The following is a 13,500-nucleotide window of genomic DNA, read 5'->3' as shown; positions in this document are numbered from 1 at the left end:
GACCGAAAGACGCCACGGGTGGGATGACCGCTCCGTGGCGTTTCTGCTTCTAGAGGGCCACGGGTGGCGCACCCCGTGGCCCTTTCTTTTGGTCGCATAGCCCGCAGCGGGTCGGCAACGGCACCGCGGCGAAGGAGAGTGCGCCATGGAAGCAGACCGAGTTCGGATTCTCGACACCACCTTGCGCGACGGCCAATCGTCGTCGGCTCTTCTGTCCGTCTCCGAGATGGTCGCCGTCGCGCGTCAGCTTGAGAAACTGGGCGTCGATGTCATCGAGGTGGGATTTCCGGGAGCGTTCGATGGCGACGGTGAAGCGGTCGCGGCGATCGCCGCGGCGGTGAGCGAATCGGTTGTGCTCAGCCTGGCGCGCGCCATTGAGTCCGACATCGACCACGCAGTGCGCAGCGTCGCCAAGGCAAAGCATCCCGGCGTTCACGTCTTCGTGGCTGCCTCCAGCGCTCAGCTCGTGCGCACGCGGCAGGAGGTCGTCGACACCGCCTGCCGCACGGTTGAGTATGCCAAGCAGCAACTCGACGAGGTCGAGTTCACGATGGCCAACGCCTCGCGACTGGATCGCGACGCGTTGGTACGAATTTACGGCGAGGCGATCCGCTGCGGAGCCACCACAGTCAACGTCCCCGATACCGCCGGCATCGCGCTGCCCGATGAATTCGGCGCGCTGATCCAGTACCTCATCGGCCACACGCCGGGCGGCGGTACGGTGTGCTGGAGCGTGCACTGTCACGACGATCTGTCACTGGCGGTTGCCAACTCACTCGCCGCGGTGCGCAACGGAGCGCGCCAGATCGAGTGTACGATCAACGGACTCGGCCCGCGCGGCGGTAACACCGCGTTCGAGGCCGTGTTCAAGGCGATGACGGTGCGCGCAGAGTCCTTCCAGGCTCTGCCGACCCGCATCGTCGCCGGCGAAGTCGCACCGACCAGCCGCATGGTCGGCCGCATGACTCACGCAATTCAGACCGACCCGATGTGGGTGTCGCCGCCCACCGGAGTCGATGCTATAGGGGGTGCGCCATGGAACCAGCAGTAGTGCAGATATTCGACACCACGCTCCGCGACGGCGAGCAGTCGCCCGGGGCGACGATGAACGTCGAAGAGAAGGTGGTCATCGCACGGCAGCTCGAAAAGCTCGGCGTCGATGTGATCGAGGCGGGCTTCGCCGTTTCATCGCCGGGAGATTTCGATTCGGTCGCCCGCGTCGCCGAGACTGTGGCGCGGCCGATCGTGCTGAGCTTGGCGCGCCCGAAGGAAGCCGACATCCGGCAAGCGATCAAGAGCGTCGAGAAGGCGAAGCGGCCCGGCATACACATCTTCATCGCCACCTCCGATCTGCATCTCAAGCGAAAACTCATGATGAGCCAGCAAGAGGTGCTCGACGCGGCGTGTTGGGCCGTCGAAATGGCGAAGAAACACCTCGACTACGTCGAGTTCTCGGCTGAAGACGCCTCACGCACGGATCGCGACTACTTGGTCAAGGTCTTCGGCGAAGTGATTCGTTGCGGCGCGGTGACGCTCAACGTGCCCGACACCACCGGTTACGCGGTGCCCGAAGAATTTGGCGGACTGTTCAAGTACCTCATCGCCAACACGCCGGGTGGCGACACGGTGTGCTGGAGCGCGCACTGCCACAACGACCTCGGCATGGCGGTGGCCAACTCGCTCGCCGCAGTCCGCAACGGCGCGCGGCAGATCGAGTGTACGATCAACGGCATTGGCGAGCGCGCCGGCAATACCTCGCTCGAAGAAGTGGTGATGGCTCTGGCCACGCGCAAGGACTTCTTCCATACCGTGCGCACCAACATCGTCACCGAACAGATCTATCCGGCCAGCCGCTTGCTCGCCCAGGTCACCGGCCTGACGGTGCCGGCGAATAAACCGATCGTCGGCGACAACGCCTTCGCGCACGAGGCCGGTATTCACCAGGACGGCGTTCTCAAGGACAAGCAGACGTACGAAATCATGCGTCCTGAGGACGTCGGCATCTCCAGCAATAAGTTGGTGCTGGGTAAACACTCCGGCCGCCACGCGTTCGCCGAGCGGCTCAAGCAACTCGGCGTCGAGTTGTACGAAGTCGACATGAACAAGGCGTTCGAACGTTTCAAGGTGCTCGCCGACCTGAAGAAGAACGTTTACGACGACGACCTCGTCGCGATCGTGACCGAAGAGACCGTGCGCGTGCCGGATCGCTTCGAATTGATCGAGCTCAACGTCACGGCTCTGAGCGGCACGCTGCCGCACGCGAAGTTGCGGCTGCGCGTCGATGGCGAGCAGCGCGAAGGCGAGGGCGATGGCGATGGGGTGGTTGACGCCTGCTACAAGGTGATCGCGCAGATCACCGGCATGCAGCCGGAACTTGATCGATACGCGGTGAAGGCGATCACCGGCGGTACCGACGCGCTCGGCGAAGTCTCATGCCTGATTCATCAAGACGGGGTCACCGCCAGTGGCCAGGGTGCGCACAGCGACATCGTACAGGCGAGCGCGCTCGCCTACATCAACGCGCTCAATAAATTGGAGTACCGGCGCCAGCACTATCAGCAGCAACGCAGCGGTGGACCGTGAATCGAAGGAGCTGGGGAGACGGGGTTCGCCCCCCCGCTCCCCAGCTCATTTCATCGGGAGGATTCGTGACCGCGAATGTGTGTGTATTGCCCGGTGACGGGATCGGGCCGGAAGTGATCACTGAAGCCGTCGCGGTCCTGCAGGACTGTGCGCAGCGGTTCAATTTCTCAGTGGCCTGTGCCGAAGCGATGTTCGGCGGTTGCGCCATCGACGCGCACGGCATCGCGCTGCCGGAAGTGACGCGCGCGCTGGCCACGGCGAGTGATGCCGTGCTGCTCGGCGCCGTTGGCGGTCCGAAGTGGGACAACCCCAACGCGACCGTCCGTCCCGAGCAAGGGTTGCTCGGCCTGCGCAAGGAACTCGGGGTGTTCGCGAATCTGCGCCCGGTCACCGTGTTCCCGGAGTTGCTCGAAGCGGCGCCGCTGAAAACCGACCTTCTGCGCGGCGTCGATCTCGTTGTCGTACGCGAACTGACCGGTGGCATCTACTTCGGAAAGCCGAGCGAGCGACGCCAGACGTCGAACGGGCGCGAAGCGATCGATACCCTGATCTATACCGAGGGCGAGATCGCGCGGCTGATGCGCAGCGCGTTTGAACTCGCGCGCACCCGGCGCAAGAAGGTGACCTCGGTCGACAAAGCCAACGTGATGTCGTCGTCACGGCTGTGGCGCGAAGTGGCGCACGAGGTGGCCAAAGAGTATCCCGACGTTGCCTACGAAGACGTGCTTGTCGACGCGATGGCGATGCACTTACTCAAACGCCCGCGCGACTTCGACGTGATCGCCACGGAAAATCTCTTCGGCGATATTCTCACGGACGAGGCTTCGATGCTGGCTGGTTCGCTCGGTCTGTTGCCGTCTGCTTCGCTCGGCGAAGCCCGCAATCAGCTCGGGCAACCGCGCGGATTGTACGAACCGATTCATGGCAGCGCCCCCGACATCGCCGGGCAGGGCAAGGCCAATCCGTTGGCGGCGATTCTCTCGGTGGCGATGATGCTGCGCTACTCGCTCGCCCAGCCGCAGGCGGCCGCGGCGATCGAGACCGCGGTCGCCGGCGTGCTGCACGCCGGCTATCGCACGCCCGACATCATGGCGGCGGGCGGGCGCGCGGTGAACACTAGCGCGATGGGCGCCGCCGTGCGCGAGCACCTGGCGCCTTGATGAGTCGCGCGTCGTACAACGTTGCGGTGGTGGGTGCGACCGGCTTGGTCGGGGCCGAGATCCTCACCGTGCTCGCAGAACGCGAGTTCCCGCTCGGCGAGCTGACCTGTTACGCGTCCGAACGAACGGCGGGCGATGATGTGTCCGCCGGCAGTGTGCGGGTTGTCGTGGAACTGCTGGCGCGAGCGGAGTTCCACGGCGTCGACATCGTGTTTTTCGCGACGCCGGAACAAATTACCGCCGAATGGGCCGGGCGCGCGACTGCCGCCGACGCCGTCGTCATCGACTTGAGTCGATTGTACGCTGAGGACGTTGCGGTGCCGCTGGTGGTTTCCGAAGTCAATGCGGCGGTTGTTGCCGAGTACTCCGGCCGCCGAATCATCGCCAGTCCGGACGCCGCGGTGGTGCAACTGGCCGCGGTGCTCAAGCCGTTGCGCGATGCCGCCGGGTTGAAACGCGTCGTAGTGTCGAGCTACCAGCCGGTGTCGGATGCTGGCCGCGCCGGGCTCGACGCGCTTAGCCAACAGACGGTCGCGTTGCTCAACGGACAGGACGTAGTCAGCGCGCTGTTCCCGCACCGTGTCGCCTTCAACGTCTTCCCGCAGGTCGGCGAGTTTCTCGACGGTGGCTACACGCGCGCTGAACAGAATCTGATGGCGCAAACGCGGCGCGTGCTCGACGACCCGGCGCTGGCGATGACGGCCACGAGCGTGCGAGTGCCGCTTTTCTATGGGCTGAGCCAGTCGGTGAACGTCGAGACCACCGAACCACTGAGCGCCGCCGCCGCGCGCGAAGTGCTGCGCAGTGCGCCTGGGGTGTTGGTGCAAGACGACGCAGGCGCCAACGAGTATCCGACGCCGATGACAACGATTGGCGGCGAGGCGACGTGCGTCGGCCGCATCCGCGATGACGAGTCGGTCGACAATGGGCTCAATCTGTGGATCGTCGGCGACAACCTGCGCAAGGGTGCCGCGCTCAACGCCGTGGCGATCGCCGAGATTCTGATTCGCGAGTACTTGTAGGAAGGGTTCGAGGGTTCAAGGGGTATCCAACTCGAACCCTGGACCAAGCAATGCACTACAAGCTCATCGTCCAGTACGACGGAACCGACTTTCTCGGTTGGCAGCTGCAACCGCAGGGGCCGACGGTTCAAGGGGCGTTGGAGTCGGCCGTGCAACGGCTGTTCGGTGCGCCCGCGCGCGTGACTGCGGCCGGTCGCACGGATGCCGGCGTCCATGCACTGGGACAAGTCGCGTGCTTTCGCGCCCTCAAGGCGATGCCGGTCGCCGACCTGCAGCGCGCGCTCAATGCGCTCACGCCGGACGGTATCGCGATTGCCGCGGTCGAGGTGGTCGCAGACGACTTCGATCCGCGGCGCCACGCCTCCAGTCGCACGTACTGCTATCGTCTCTGGCGGCCGCGCTGGCGCTCCCCGTTTTGGCACCGTTACAGCTGGCATGTGTGCGCACCGTTGGATGTCGATGCGCTGCGCACGGCCGCGGCGGCGTTGATCGGCGAGCACGACTTCACCTCGTTCCAAGCCGCGGATTGCGACGCGGACCACGCGATCCGGCGCGTGCTGCGGAGCGACTTCAGCGTCGAGCCCGAGCAGCTCGTTTACACCGTTGAGGCCACCGCGTTCGTGCGGCACATGGTCCGCAACCTGATCGGAACCCTGATCGAGGTCGGCGACGGCACGCGCAGTGTCGCGCAGTTTCGCGACCTGCTGGGGCAGCGGGATCGGCGCCAAGCGGGCCCGACCGCTCCGGCGCAGGGATTGTGTCTGATGGCGGTGACGTACGAAAGATGAATCGTGGCCGGTGACGAGTCGCGCGGACTCGTCACCGGCCGAATCGACTATTCTTGAGTTACGCGCAACTCGACCCGGCGGTTTTGTGCCCGGCCTTCATCCGTATCGTTGGTGGCCACCGGGCTCGATTCGCCGAAGCCCTGTACGGTCATGCGCGAGGCGGCGATGCCGTGCGATGCCAGGTAGTCGCGCACCGCTTCGGCGCGCCGCAGCGAGAGCGCTTGGTTGTACTCGTCGGAACCGATGTCGTCGGTGTGTCCTTCGACGGAGATCGTGATGCCGCTCGACTCCTTGAGCGTGCTGATGGCTTGATCCAAGATCGGTACCGCGTCCGGACGGATGTTGGACTTACTGAAATCGAAGTTGACGCCGCGCAGCACGATCTTCTTTTTCATTACCGGCGCCGGAGCGGGCGGCGGCTCCGCTGCCTGCGCGACTGCTGGTGGCGGCGCCTGTGGCAGACTGAAGCTCGGTGCCTGGAAGGTATACACGAGGCCCAAGCCGATGCCCCAATCGAGCGCTTCGGTCGTTATGCCAGCGAGGCCGGTTGGTCGAATGACGAAATCAGGCGTCAGGAAGTAGTCGATGCCGGGCATGACCACAAGGTCGTTGTACTTCAACCCGGATTGCTGGAACATCCGGCCCGACATCTCGACCCGCAACGCATACTCATGGCTTGCGCGCAGAATGATGTCTGCGCTGTAGTTGTATACGTCAGGAGTGTCACCGGCGTAGATCTGGTAGCCGGCATGCGCGCCGATCGAGAAGCGGCCGTTCGCGTAGCGGGTCGACACGAAAGGATTGGTGGCATAATTTCCGGTGCCGAAGCTCTTGCGCTCGATACCGGTCGGGATCGTGAGTTCAACACCGCCGGCGATGCTGCAGTGCGTCGCCACGTCGTGTTTGAACTTCCCATACAGCAGCACATCACCGACATCCTTGTTCTGCGTCGTCGAGTCTCCCACGCGCTGCTTCTCGATGAACGTCGGCACCGAGAAGCCCAGCTCGGTGGATTTACCGAGGCCGTAGGAGCCGATCACGTCGAAGATGCCGCCGTTCTCGCGGGAGACTTCCTCGCGCGCCGGGAATCCCAGCAGATTGAGCCGGGTGTCGCCTTCGTCGTTCAACGCCATGGCGCGAACTTCGAGCCGGATTTTTCCGTCGCCGACGGTGGCGCTATCGCGCGTGAAGTTCCGCGATGTGCGGTCTTCATCGGTCACCTGTACCGCTGACGCGTCCGACGCGCGGGCGGCGATTGACCACCCGAGAACCCCGAGTCCTGCCAGTATCACCGTGCGAGCTACACCCTTCATCGCCTCCTCCTTCAACGGGGCCAGGTTTCCCCCCTGGCGTCTCCGCATGCTGGCCCGTCCCAAACTCAAAAAGCGCGCGGATGCTACGCCGACCCTCGCAAACATGTCAAGCTTGTTCTGCGATTAACGGCGAGGGTCAGGCTGGAGACCCCTTGTGCGCCTCGGAGATCAGGCGGCGCGCGTAGCGTTCCGCCTCGCGGCTGGTGACGGCACCGCCCAACATGCGCGACAACTCAACAACGCGCTCGTCGGGACTCAGCGCCTTTGCGCTGGTCACCGTGCGGCCCTTGCGCACGCGCTTCTCGACTGCGAAGTGGTGATCCGCGTGGACCGCAATCTGCGGCAGATGCGTGATGCACAGGATCTGCCGCTCGCATGCGAGCGCCTTGAGCCGGCGCCCAACGGCGTCGGCCACGGTGCCCCCGATCCCCGTGTCGACTTCGTCGAAGATCAGCGTGTCGACTTCGCCGGCACCGGCGGTGAGGACCTTGAGCGCCAGCATGATGCGCGACAGCTCACCGCCCGAGGCGACCTTGGCGAGCGGGCGCGGCGCCTCACCGCGGTTGGCGCTGAGATGAAACTCGACGCGATCGCCGCCGCGTTCGCTCAGCCGCGCCTCGCCAAGGACGAACGGATCACTCGCCGACGGCTCGCTGGCGTTCATCTCGCTGGCAAACTGCACGGTGAAGGTTGCCCCTTCCATCCCCAGAGTCGGTAGCTCGGCGTGCATGCGCCGCTCGAGTTCGCACCCGGCGAGGCGCCGCACCGCAGAGAGGGCGGCGGCGCTTCGCCAGGCCGCGCGGGCGGCGACGGTCACCGCCTGCTGTGCCGATTCGAGATCGAGCCCGGCACCGGTGACGCGATCCAATTCGGCGCGTAGCGTCTCGAGCTGCGCGGCCAATTCGTCGCCGCGGCAGTTGTGCTTGCGCGCCAACTGGCGCAGCAGCGCGAGCCGCTCGTCGGCCGCCGCCAATCTGTCTGGATCGTGATGAATGCGATTGGCGTATTGTCGCAACTGCAGCGCCGCCTCGTCGAGTTGCGTATGCGCAGCGTCGAGCAACGCGGCGATCTCGCTGAGGCGCGGGTCGATGCGGGCGAGGTCGCGCAATTGCGTGCGGATGCGGGCGACAACCGGCGCCGCCGCATCGTCGCCCGAGTACAGTGCCGCCTCGCCGCCGTCACACGCTTGCGCCAATTGCTCGGCGTGGCGCAGCACTTCGCGTTCCTGTTGAAGGTGAGATTCTTCGTCCGGCTCCGGTGCCGCGGCTTCGAGTTCGGTGATTTGAAAACGCAGCAGCTCAGCGTGCGCGCGCGCCGCTTGCCCGCCCTGTGTGAGCGCCGTCAGATTGTGGTGCGCAGCCACCAGGGCACGATACGCCGTGGTGAACTCGTGCCGAGGCGCCGTAAGCCGGCCAAGGTCATCGAGCAAGTCGAGATGCGTATCCGGGTGCAACAGCAGCGCATACTCATGCTGACCGTAGATGTGCAGCAGCCGCAACCCGAGTTGCGTCAGCACCGCCAGCGTCGACGGACTGCCGTTGAGGTGCAGCCGCCCTTTGCCGGCGCGCGCGATCATGCGCCGCAAGCTCAGTTCGTCGTCGCCGTCGAGGCCCAACTCCGTTGCGGCCGTACGGGCATCGGCAGACAAATCGAGCACCGCGTCGATCGCCGCTTCGTCGGCGCCCGTGCGGATGAGGTCGGCCGATCCGCGCGCTCCGCAGAGCAACCCGAGCGCCTGCATGATGATACTCTTGCCGGCACCGGTCTCGCCGGTCAGGACGTTGAGGCCGGGCGCAAACTCCAGCGCCAGCTCGTCGATGATGGCGAAGTTCGCGATGCGAAGAGAACGGAGCATGGCCGCGGTGGCTTATGGCGTGTGGCTGATGGCGGGAGTGGCTGATGGCACATGGCTGATGGCTGATGGTGGGAGGGAGAACCGCAAAACCAGTCGGAACGCTCGCTCTGCGATCAGCCATCGGCGATCAGCCATCTGCCGGCGCATGCGCCTCACCGCTCGCCCCAGCGCAGCTTCTGGCGCAGCACTTCGAAGTAGCGGCGGTCGGGCGAGTCGATCAGCGGCACCACGCTCGCGCCTTTGCGGATCTCGACCACGTCGCCGTTGTGCAGCGGGTAGCCCTCTTGTCCGTCGAGCGTGAGGACCACGTCCTGCTGCGCGTCGGAGCGTACTGTTACTTGCAGCACCGAGGTTTCCGGCAACACCATCGGCCGGTTGGTGAGCGTGTGGGGGCAAATCGGGCACAGCACCATGACACCGAGCGATGGGTAGACGATCGGGCCTCCGGCGGACATCGCATACGCAGTCGAGCCGGTGGGGGTGGCGACGATCAAGCCGTCCGCCTTGTACGTCGCCACGTGTTGGCCATCGACGTTGGTCTCGAGATCAATGATGCGGGCGAGCACGGCCTTGGTGATCACCACGTCGTTGAGCGCTTGATACGTCCCGATGACGCTACCGCCGCGCCGCAGCGAAGCCGCCAGTGTCATGCGCTGCTCGACCGTGTACTTGCCGGCGAGTACTTCGGCGAGCACAGGGAACAATTCGTCCGAGGTGACGGCGGTGAGGAAACCGAGGCCGCCGAGGTTGACACCAAGGATCGGCACCGCGCGCTCGCGCAGGCAGCGGGCGATGCTGAGCAGTGTCCCATCGCCGCCGAGGACGACGATGAGATCGGCGGTCGCCGCCATTTCGGCCTTGGAGACGCCCGTGCCGTCGTGCAGTTCGGTGGCGCTGTCGGCATCGATCAGCGGGACGAGATCGCGTTGGCGCAGCCACGTGACCAACTCGCGACCAAGGGCCAGCGCTTTGGCCCGCCCGCGTTTCACCACCACCCCGATGCGCTGCATCAGTTGGATCCCGTCACGCCGCGAACGCTACCATACCGCGTGTGCCGCTGCCACGGAGACGCGGCCGTCTCTGAAACGTAGGGGCGATGCATGCATCGCCCTCCGTCTTCTCCGCGGTCGACCACCTCGATCGCGGGCGACGCATGCGTCACCCCTACAGGGGAACGCGACATCTGCGCGAGTGGACCTCACGACGCAGACCATCTATTGAATGCGCATGCCCAAGCGATCTCCCATGCGCGGCAGCGGGCCGGATTTGTTCACCGCCGAGGCCGAGCGCGTGCGCCAGGAGGGTGCCCCGCTCGCCGATCGCATCCGGCCGCGCAGTCTCGACGAAGTGATCGGTCAGAGTCATCTGATCGCGCCCGGCCGTTTGCTGCGCGAGATGATCGACGGCCAACGGCTGCACGCGCTGATTCTGTGGGGACCTCCAGGCACCGGCAAGACCACACTCGCGCTGCTGATCGCGCACTCGACGCAGTGCCACTTCACCCACTTCTCCGCCGTGCTCTCGGGAGTGAAGGAATTGCGTCAGGTCATCGAAGAAGCGCACGAGGCCCTACGGCTCAACGGGCGCCGCACGATTCTGTTCGTCGACGAGATCCACCGTTTCAACAAGGCGCAGCAGGATGCGTTTCTGCCCCACGTCGAAGACGGCTCGATCGTGTTGATCGGGGCGACCACCGAGAATCCTTCGTTCGAGGTGATCGCGCCGTTGCTGTCGCGCTGCTCGGTGCTTGTGCTGCAGGCGCTGACGGCCGAGGAAATCGCGGGCTTGCTTGATCGCGCTCTCCACGATCACGAGCGCGGCTTGGGCGAGCGCCGTCTGACCCTCGATGCGGCGGCCCGCACGTTTATCGCCGAGCAAGCGCACGGCGACGCGCGCTCCGCCCTCAACGTGCTCGAAGCGGCCGCCGATCTCGCCGGCCGAGCGGGCACGCCGGTGATCGCGTTGACGCACGCCGAAGAAGCTTCGCAGCACCGCGCGCTGCTCTACGACAAAGCGGGCGAAGAGCACTACAACGTCATCTCGGCGTTCATCAAGAGCATGCGCGGCAGCGATCCCGACGCGGCGGTGTATTGGATGATGCGGATGATCGAAGCCGGTGAAGATCCGCTCTTCATCGCGCGCCGGATGGTGATCTTTGCGGCCGAAGATGTCGGCAACGCCGATCCGCGCGCGTTGCAGATCGCGGTGGCGGCGAAGGACGCGTTCCATTTTATCGGCTTGCCCGAAGGTCGTATCCCGCTCGCGCAAGCGGTGACGTACTTGGCCACTGCACCGAAATCGAATGCCTCGTACAAGGCGATGCTGGCGGCCGCCGCCGACGTCAAGGAACACGGCGCGTTGTCCACTCCCCTGCACTTGCGCAACGCGCCGACGCCGCTGATGAAGGGATTGGGTTACGGGCGCGACTACAAGTATGCTCACGACTACGACGAACACGTCGTCGCGCAGCAACACCTGCCCGACCGGCTCGCCGGCCGCCGCTACTACGAGCCCACCGACATTGGCGAAGAGCGCGCGATCAAAGAGCGCCTCGAGCGCTGGCGGGAAAAGATGAGTCCAAAGTCCAAGGTCTAAAGTCCAAAGTTCCAAGCCCAAGAGTTGACTTTGAACCTTGGACTTTGAGGTTTGGACTCCGTATTCTGCGGACGAGGAGGTGGCGGATGCGTGGGAGCAGTCGAACGTTCATCGCAATCATCGTGATCGCACTGCTCGTGGCGCCGGCTCACGCGGTACGGCGAGACGCAGAAGACGAGGGACACCGTCCGATCGTGATCACCGGTGCGGTGCTGACCAACATCGTCTACCTGCCGCTCAAGCTGGTCTACTCGATCATCGGTGGTGTCACCGGCGTGCTGGTGTACGCGGTCACCCTCGGCGATGCGGATGCCACGCAGAAAATCTGGGACAACGCCTGCCGCGGTACCTACATCGTCACGCCCGAGATGATGGAGGGCAAAGACGACATCCGTCTGCGCGGACCGTGAGGTCGTGAGATCGTGAAATCGTGATTCGTGACTGGTGAGTCGTGTTCGTGACTCATTCGCGCGGACCGTGGTGGCATTCCGCATTCCGCACTCTGCATTCCGCACTCCGCAATCCCCAATCCGCAATCCAAAACCTTGCCCTGCCGTAGCGTTTCGGTTACAACTTTTGCGTCCACTCACCTGTGGGGCTGTAGCTCAGTTGGGAGAGCGCCTGAATGGCATTCAGGAGGTCGACGGTTCGATTCCGTTCAGCTCCACTTTTCTCTTCTCGTTGATACACAGGGCATTCGAGGTAACCGCGGATGGCATCCCGGGCCAGCCTCAGGCCGGGGTTGCCGAGGCTCCGCCCGATTTATGGATGGCTCCCGCCTACGGGCAGTTGCCCAGCGCGTTGCCGACTGCCTGCACCAGTTCCTCGACGGTGACCGTCTGACTGTTGTCGCTGTCGAAGTTCATGCAGCCGCTGAGCGGTGCTTGGTCCAGCGCGATGTTGACCCCGATGATTAGTTCCTCGACGGTCACGGAGCGCGAGCCATCGCAATCGCCGATACAGGGCGGAGGGGTCGTTGTCGGGGTCGCTGTTGGTGTGGGTGTCGGTGTTGGTGTGGGAGTGTTCAAAACCTCATCGACAATGGTCACGTGCGGGATTGGATTGGCCTGAAGCGGCAGACGACCACGATGCTGCTCGGATTCCATTTCCTTGGCTTCGAACTCCGCCACGTCCGCCTCGGTGAAGCCGACCCCGTGGCCGGCCACAGTCAGTTGGCCGAACAGGTCCCCTCGATGAACGCCGAAAACAGGTATGTCCGCGTAGAAGTATAGCGGCACGGCGGAAGAGTTCCCGTGTACATAGAGAACGGTTGGCGGGAAGCTGGTGATACTGTCGCTTTGAACCAAGAGGGGATCGACATTGACCAACTGGACACTCGGAAATCCCCCCAGAGCGGGAACGTCTACCTCAACGAAGACATCGAAAAAGCTGTTAGCCGGGAAGTCCTGAATCGGATTCCCGCTGTTGCCGGACAGAGACTCCACCTCACCCACGCTGATTGGCCGCCGCGGAGCTTGGTCTCCGGCCTTCACTTCGAATCCATTTCCCATCAGGTGGAGGGATTCGATGAAAGTGTGAACCTCGTGCGTGCCGTCGGGGCCCTCCGCAAAGGAGGGCCTCACCGTGAATTGGCCGTCTTGAAGCAGGCGCGGCGCCAAAGTCCCCGACAGCACCCCGGCGATATCCTCAGCCGAACCTGCGCTGAGCGGGTCACTTCGCCCGATCGTTGTTGTCGGATCAAAGAGGATCGGGCTGGTGAAATTCAAGTTACCGCCCTTGTTGGAGAGAAACGGGCCATACGCGGGATTGCTCTGGATTGCAGCCTCGAAGTGGGGATCAACGACGACATTAAATTGGCCGAGCGACGGCGTAACATCGTCTCCGCGAGCAGGGAATTGTGCCTGTAACGTAGCTCCCGTATTCAACGCGACCAACACGAGTCCAAAGATCGGCAAGAATGATAGTCTTCTCGACGTGAGCAGGACGTGCGACGCCTTCATTGTCCTTTCCATGTGACCGTTCATTCCTCCCCTTGATCTGAGCTGAAATACCGAACTTCCCCGCGATGAGTGCCTGGCCGTATTCACCCCTGCCTGGATGGCAACGAACTAAGGGGAATGTTGTTGCGCATCTTCGAGGCGTCGAATGAATGTAACGCAAGAGTCCGGCCAAGAGGAGTTTGGTACAGGAACTGGCGATCGAAGGCAGACACTACGCTCTCCA

General features: G+C 64.1%; 11 protein-coding genes and 1 tRNA gene. 8 read left to right on the top strand and 4 right to left on the bottom strand.

Features of this window, described 5'->3' with window-relative positions; translation table 11 throughout:
- The first annotated feature begins 145 nt into the window (after positions 1-145).
- The 5 genes from HYR72_04090 (at position 146) to truA (ending at position 5,553) form a co-directional block, all read left to right on the top strand.
- The gene (locus HYR72_04090) at positions 146-1,051 is read left to right on the top strand and encodes a hypothetical protein (GenBank protein MBI1814133.1); all 906 of its coding nucleotides are present in this window, start codon (positions 146-148) and stop codon (positions 1,049-1,051) included.
- Positions 1,036-2,583: a 2-isopropylmalate synthase gene (locus tag HYR72_04085; GenBank protein MBI1814132.1), complete on the top strand. Its 1,548-nt coding sequence runs from the start codon at positions 1,036-1,038 to the stop codon at positions 2,581-2,583. Before HYR72_04090 ends, HYR72_04085 begins: the two co-directional genes overlap by 16 nt.
- Positions 2,584-2,648: 65 nt before the next feature.
- Positions 2,649-3,743, top strand: coding sequence for a 3-isopropylmalate dehydrogenase (gene leuB / locus HYR72_04080; protein MBI1814131.1), 1,095 nt, complete (start codon positions 2,649-2,651; stop codon positions 3,741-3,743).
- Positions 3,743-4,765 carry an aspartate-semialdehyde dehydrogenase gene (locus HYR72_04075; GenBank protein ID MBI1814130.1) on the top strand — a complete coding sequence of 341 codons (1,023 nt, stop codon included), beginning with the start codon at positions 3,743-3,745 and terminating at the stop codon, positions 4,763-4,765. Before leuB ends, HYR72_04075 begins: the two co-directional genes overlap by 1 nt.
- A gap of 50 nt (positions 4,766-4,815) precedes the next feature.
- Entirely contained in the window at positions 4,816-5,553 is a 738-nt protein-coding gene (truA, locus tag HYR72_04070) for a tRNA pseudouridine(38-40) synthase TruA (protein MBI1814129.1), read from the top strand.
- A 47-nt stretch (positions 5,554-5,600) separates the two neighbouring features.
- Here the strand turns inward: truA and HYR72_04065 are convergent, their stop codons facing one another.
- From HYR72_04065 to HYR72_04055, 3 genes are all read right to left on the bottom strand, one after another.
- Positions 5,601-6,866: an OmpA family protein gene (locus tag HYR72_04065; GenBank protein MBI1814128.1), complete on the bottom strand. Its 1,266-nt coding sequence runs from the start codon at positions 6,864-6,866 to the stop codon at positions 5,601-5,603.
- Positions 6,867-7,002: 136 nt separating this feature from the next.
- Positions 7,003-8,721, bottom strand: coding sequence for a DNA repair protein RecN (gene recN, locus HYR72_04060; GenBank protein MBI1814127.1), 1,719 nt, complete (start codon positions 8,719-8,721; stop codon positions 7,003-7,005).
- A 152-nt stretch (positions 8,722-8,873) separates the two neighbouring features.
- Positions 8,874-9,731, bottom strand: a complete 858-nt coding sequence (locus HYR72_04055; GenBank protein MBI1814126.1) for an NAD(+)/NADH kinase — start codon at positions 9,729-9,731, stop codon at positions 8,874-8,876.
- 235 nt (positions 9,732-9,966) lie between these two features.
- Here HYR72_04055 and HYR72_04050 point away from each other — a divergent pair, with 235 nt between their 5' ends.
- The 3 genes from HYR72_04050 to HYR72_04040 all read left to right on the top strand — a co-directional run bounded on the left by HYR72_04050 (position 9,967) and on the right by HYR72_04040 (position 11,983).
- A complete protein-coding gene (locus HYR72_04050) occupies positions 9,967-11,316 on the top strand; it encodes a replication-associated recombination protein A (GenBank protein MBI1814125.1) in 1,350 nt (449 codons plus the stop codon).
- Between the two features lie 86 nt (positions 11,317-11,402).
- Positions 11,403-11,726, top strand: coding sequence for a hypothetical protein (locus HYR72_04045; GenBank protein ID MBI1814124.1), 324 nt, complete (start codon positions 11,403-11,405; stop codon positions 11,724-11,726).
- A gap of 184 nt (positions 11,727-11,910) precedes the next feature.
- Positions 11,911-11,983, top strand: a tRNA-Ala gene (locus HYR72_04040).
- A 112-nt stretch (positions 11,984-12,095) separates the two neighbouring features.
- Here the strand turns inward: HYR72_04040 and HYR72_04035 are convergent.
- Positions 12,096-13,214 (bottom strand): hypothetical protein, encoded by a 1,119-nt coding sequence (locus tag HYR72_04035; protein MBI1814123.1) that lies wholly within the window; start codon positions 13,212-13,214, stop codon positions 12,096-12,098.
- Positions 13,215-13,500 lie beyond the last annotated feature (286 nt).

Source organism: Deltaproteobacteria bacterium (assembly GCA_016178705.1).
Taxonomy (GTDB): domain Bacteria; phylum Desulfobacterota; class Binatia; order HRBIN30; family JACQVA1; genus JACOST01.
This window is presented reverse-complemented; position numbering and strand designations above follow the sequence as displayed.

Excerpts from the sequence above, each read along its gene's own strand:
- HYR72_04090 (MBI1814133.1), top strand. The coding sequence starts at position 146 with ATGGAAGCAGACCGAGTTCGGATTCTCGACACCACCTTGCGCGACGGC.
- HYR72_04085 (MBI1814132.1), top strand. The coding sequence starts at position 1,036 with ATGGAACCAGCAGTAGTGCAGATATTCGACACCACGCTCCGCGACGGC.
- HYR72_04075 (MBI1814130.1), top strand. The coding sequence starts at position 3,743 with ATGAGTCGCGCGTCGTACAACGTTGCGGTGGTGGGTGCGACCGGCTTG.
- truA (MBI1814129.1), top strand. The coding sequence starts at position 4,816 with ATGCACTACAAGCTCATCGTCCAGTACGACGGAACCGACTTTCTCGGT.
- HYR72_04065 (MBI1814128.1), bottom strand. The coding sequence starts at position 6,866 with ATGAAGGGTGTAGCTCGCACGGTGATACTGGCAGGACTCGGGGTTCTC.
- recN (MBI1814127.1), bottom strand. The coding sequence starts at position 8,721 with ATGCTCCGTTCTCTTCGCATCGCGAACTTCGCCATCATCGACGAGCTG.
- HYR72_04055 (MBI1814126.1), bottom strand. The coding sequence starts at position 9,731 with ATGCAGCGCATCGGGGTGGTGGTGAAACGCGGGCGGGCCAAAGCGCTG.
- HYR72_04050 (MBI1814125.1), top strand. The coding sequence starts at position 9,967 with ATGCGCGGCAGCGGGCCGGATTTGTTCACCGCCGAGGCCGAGCGCGTG.
- HYR72_04045 (MBI1814124.1), top strand. The coding sequence starts at position 11,403 with ATGCGTGGGAGCAGTCGAACGTTCATCGCAATCATCGTGATCGCACTG.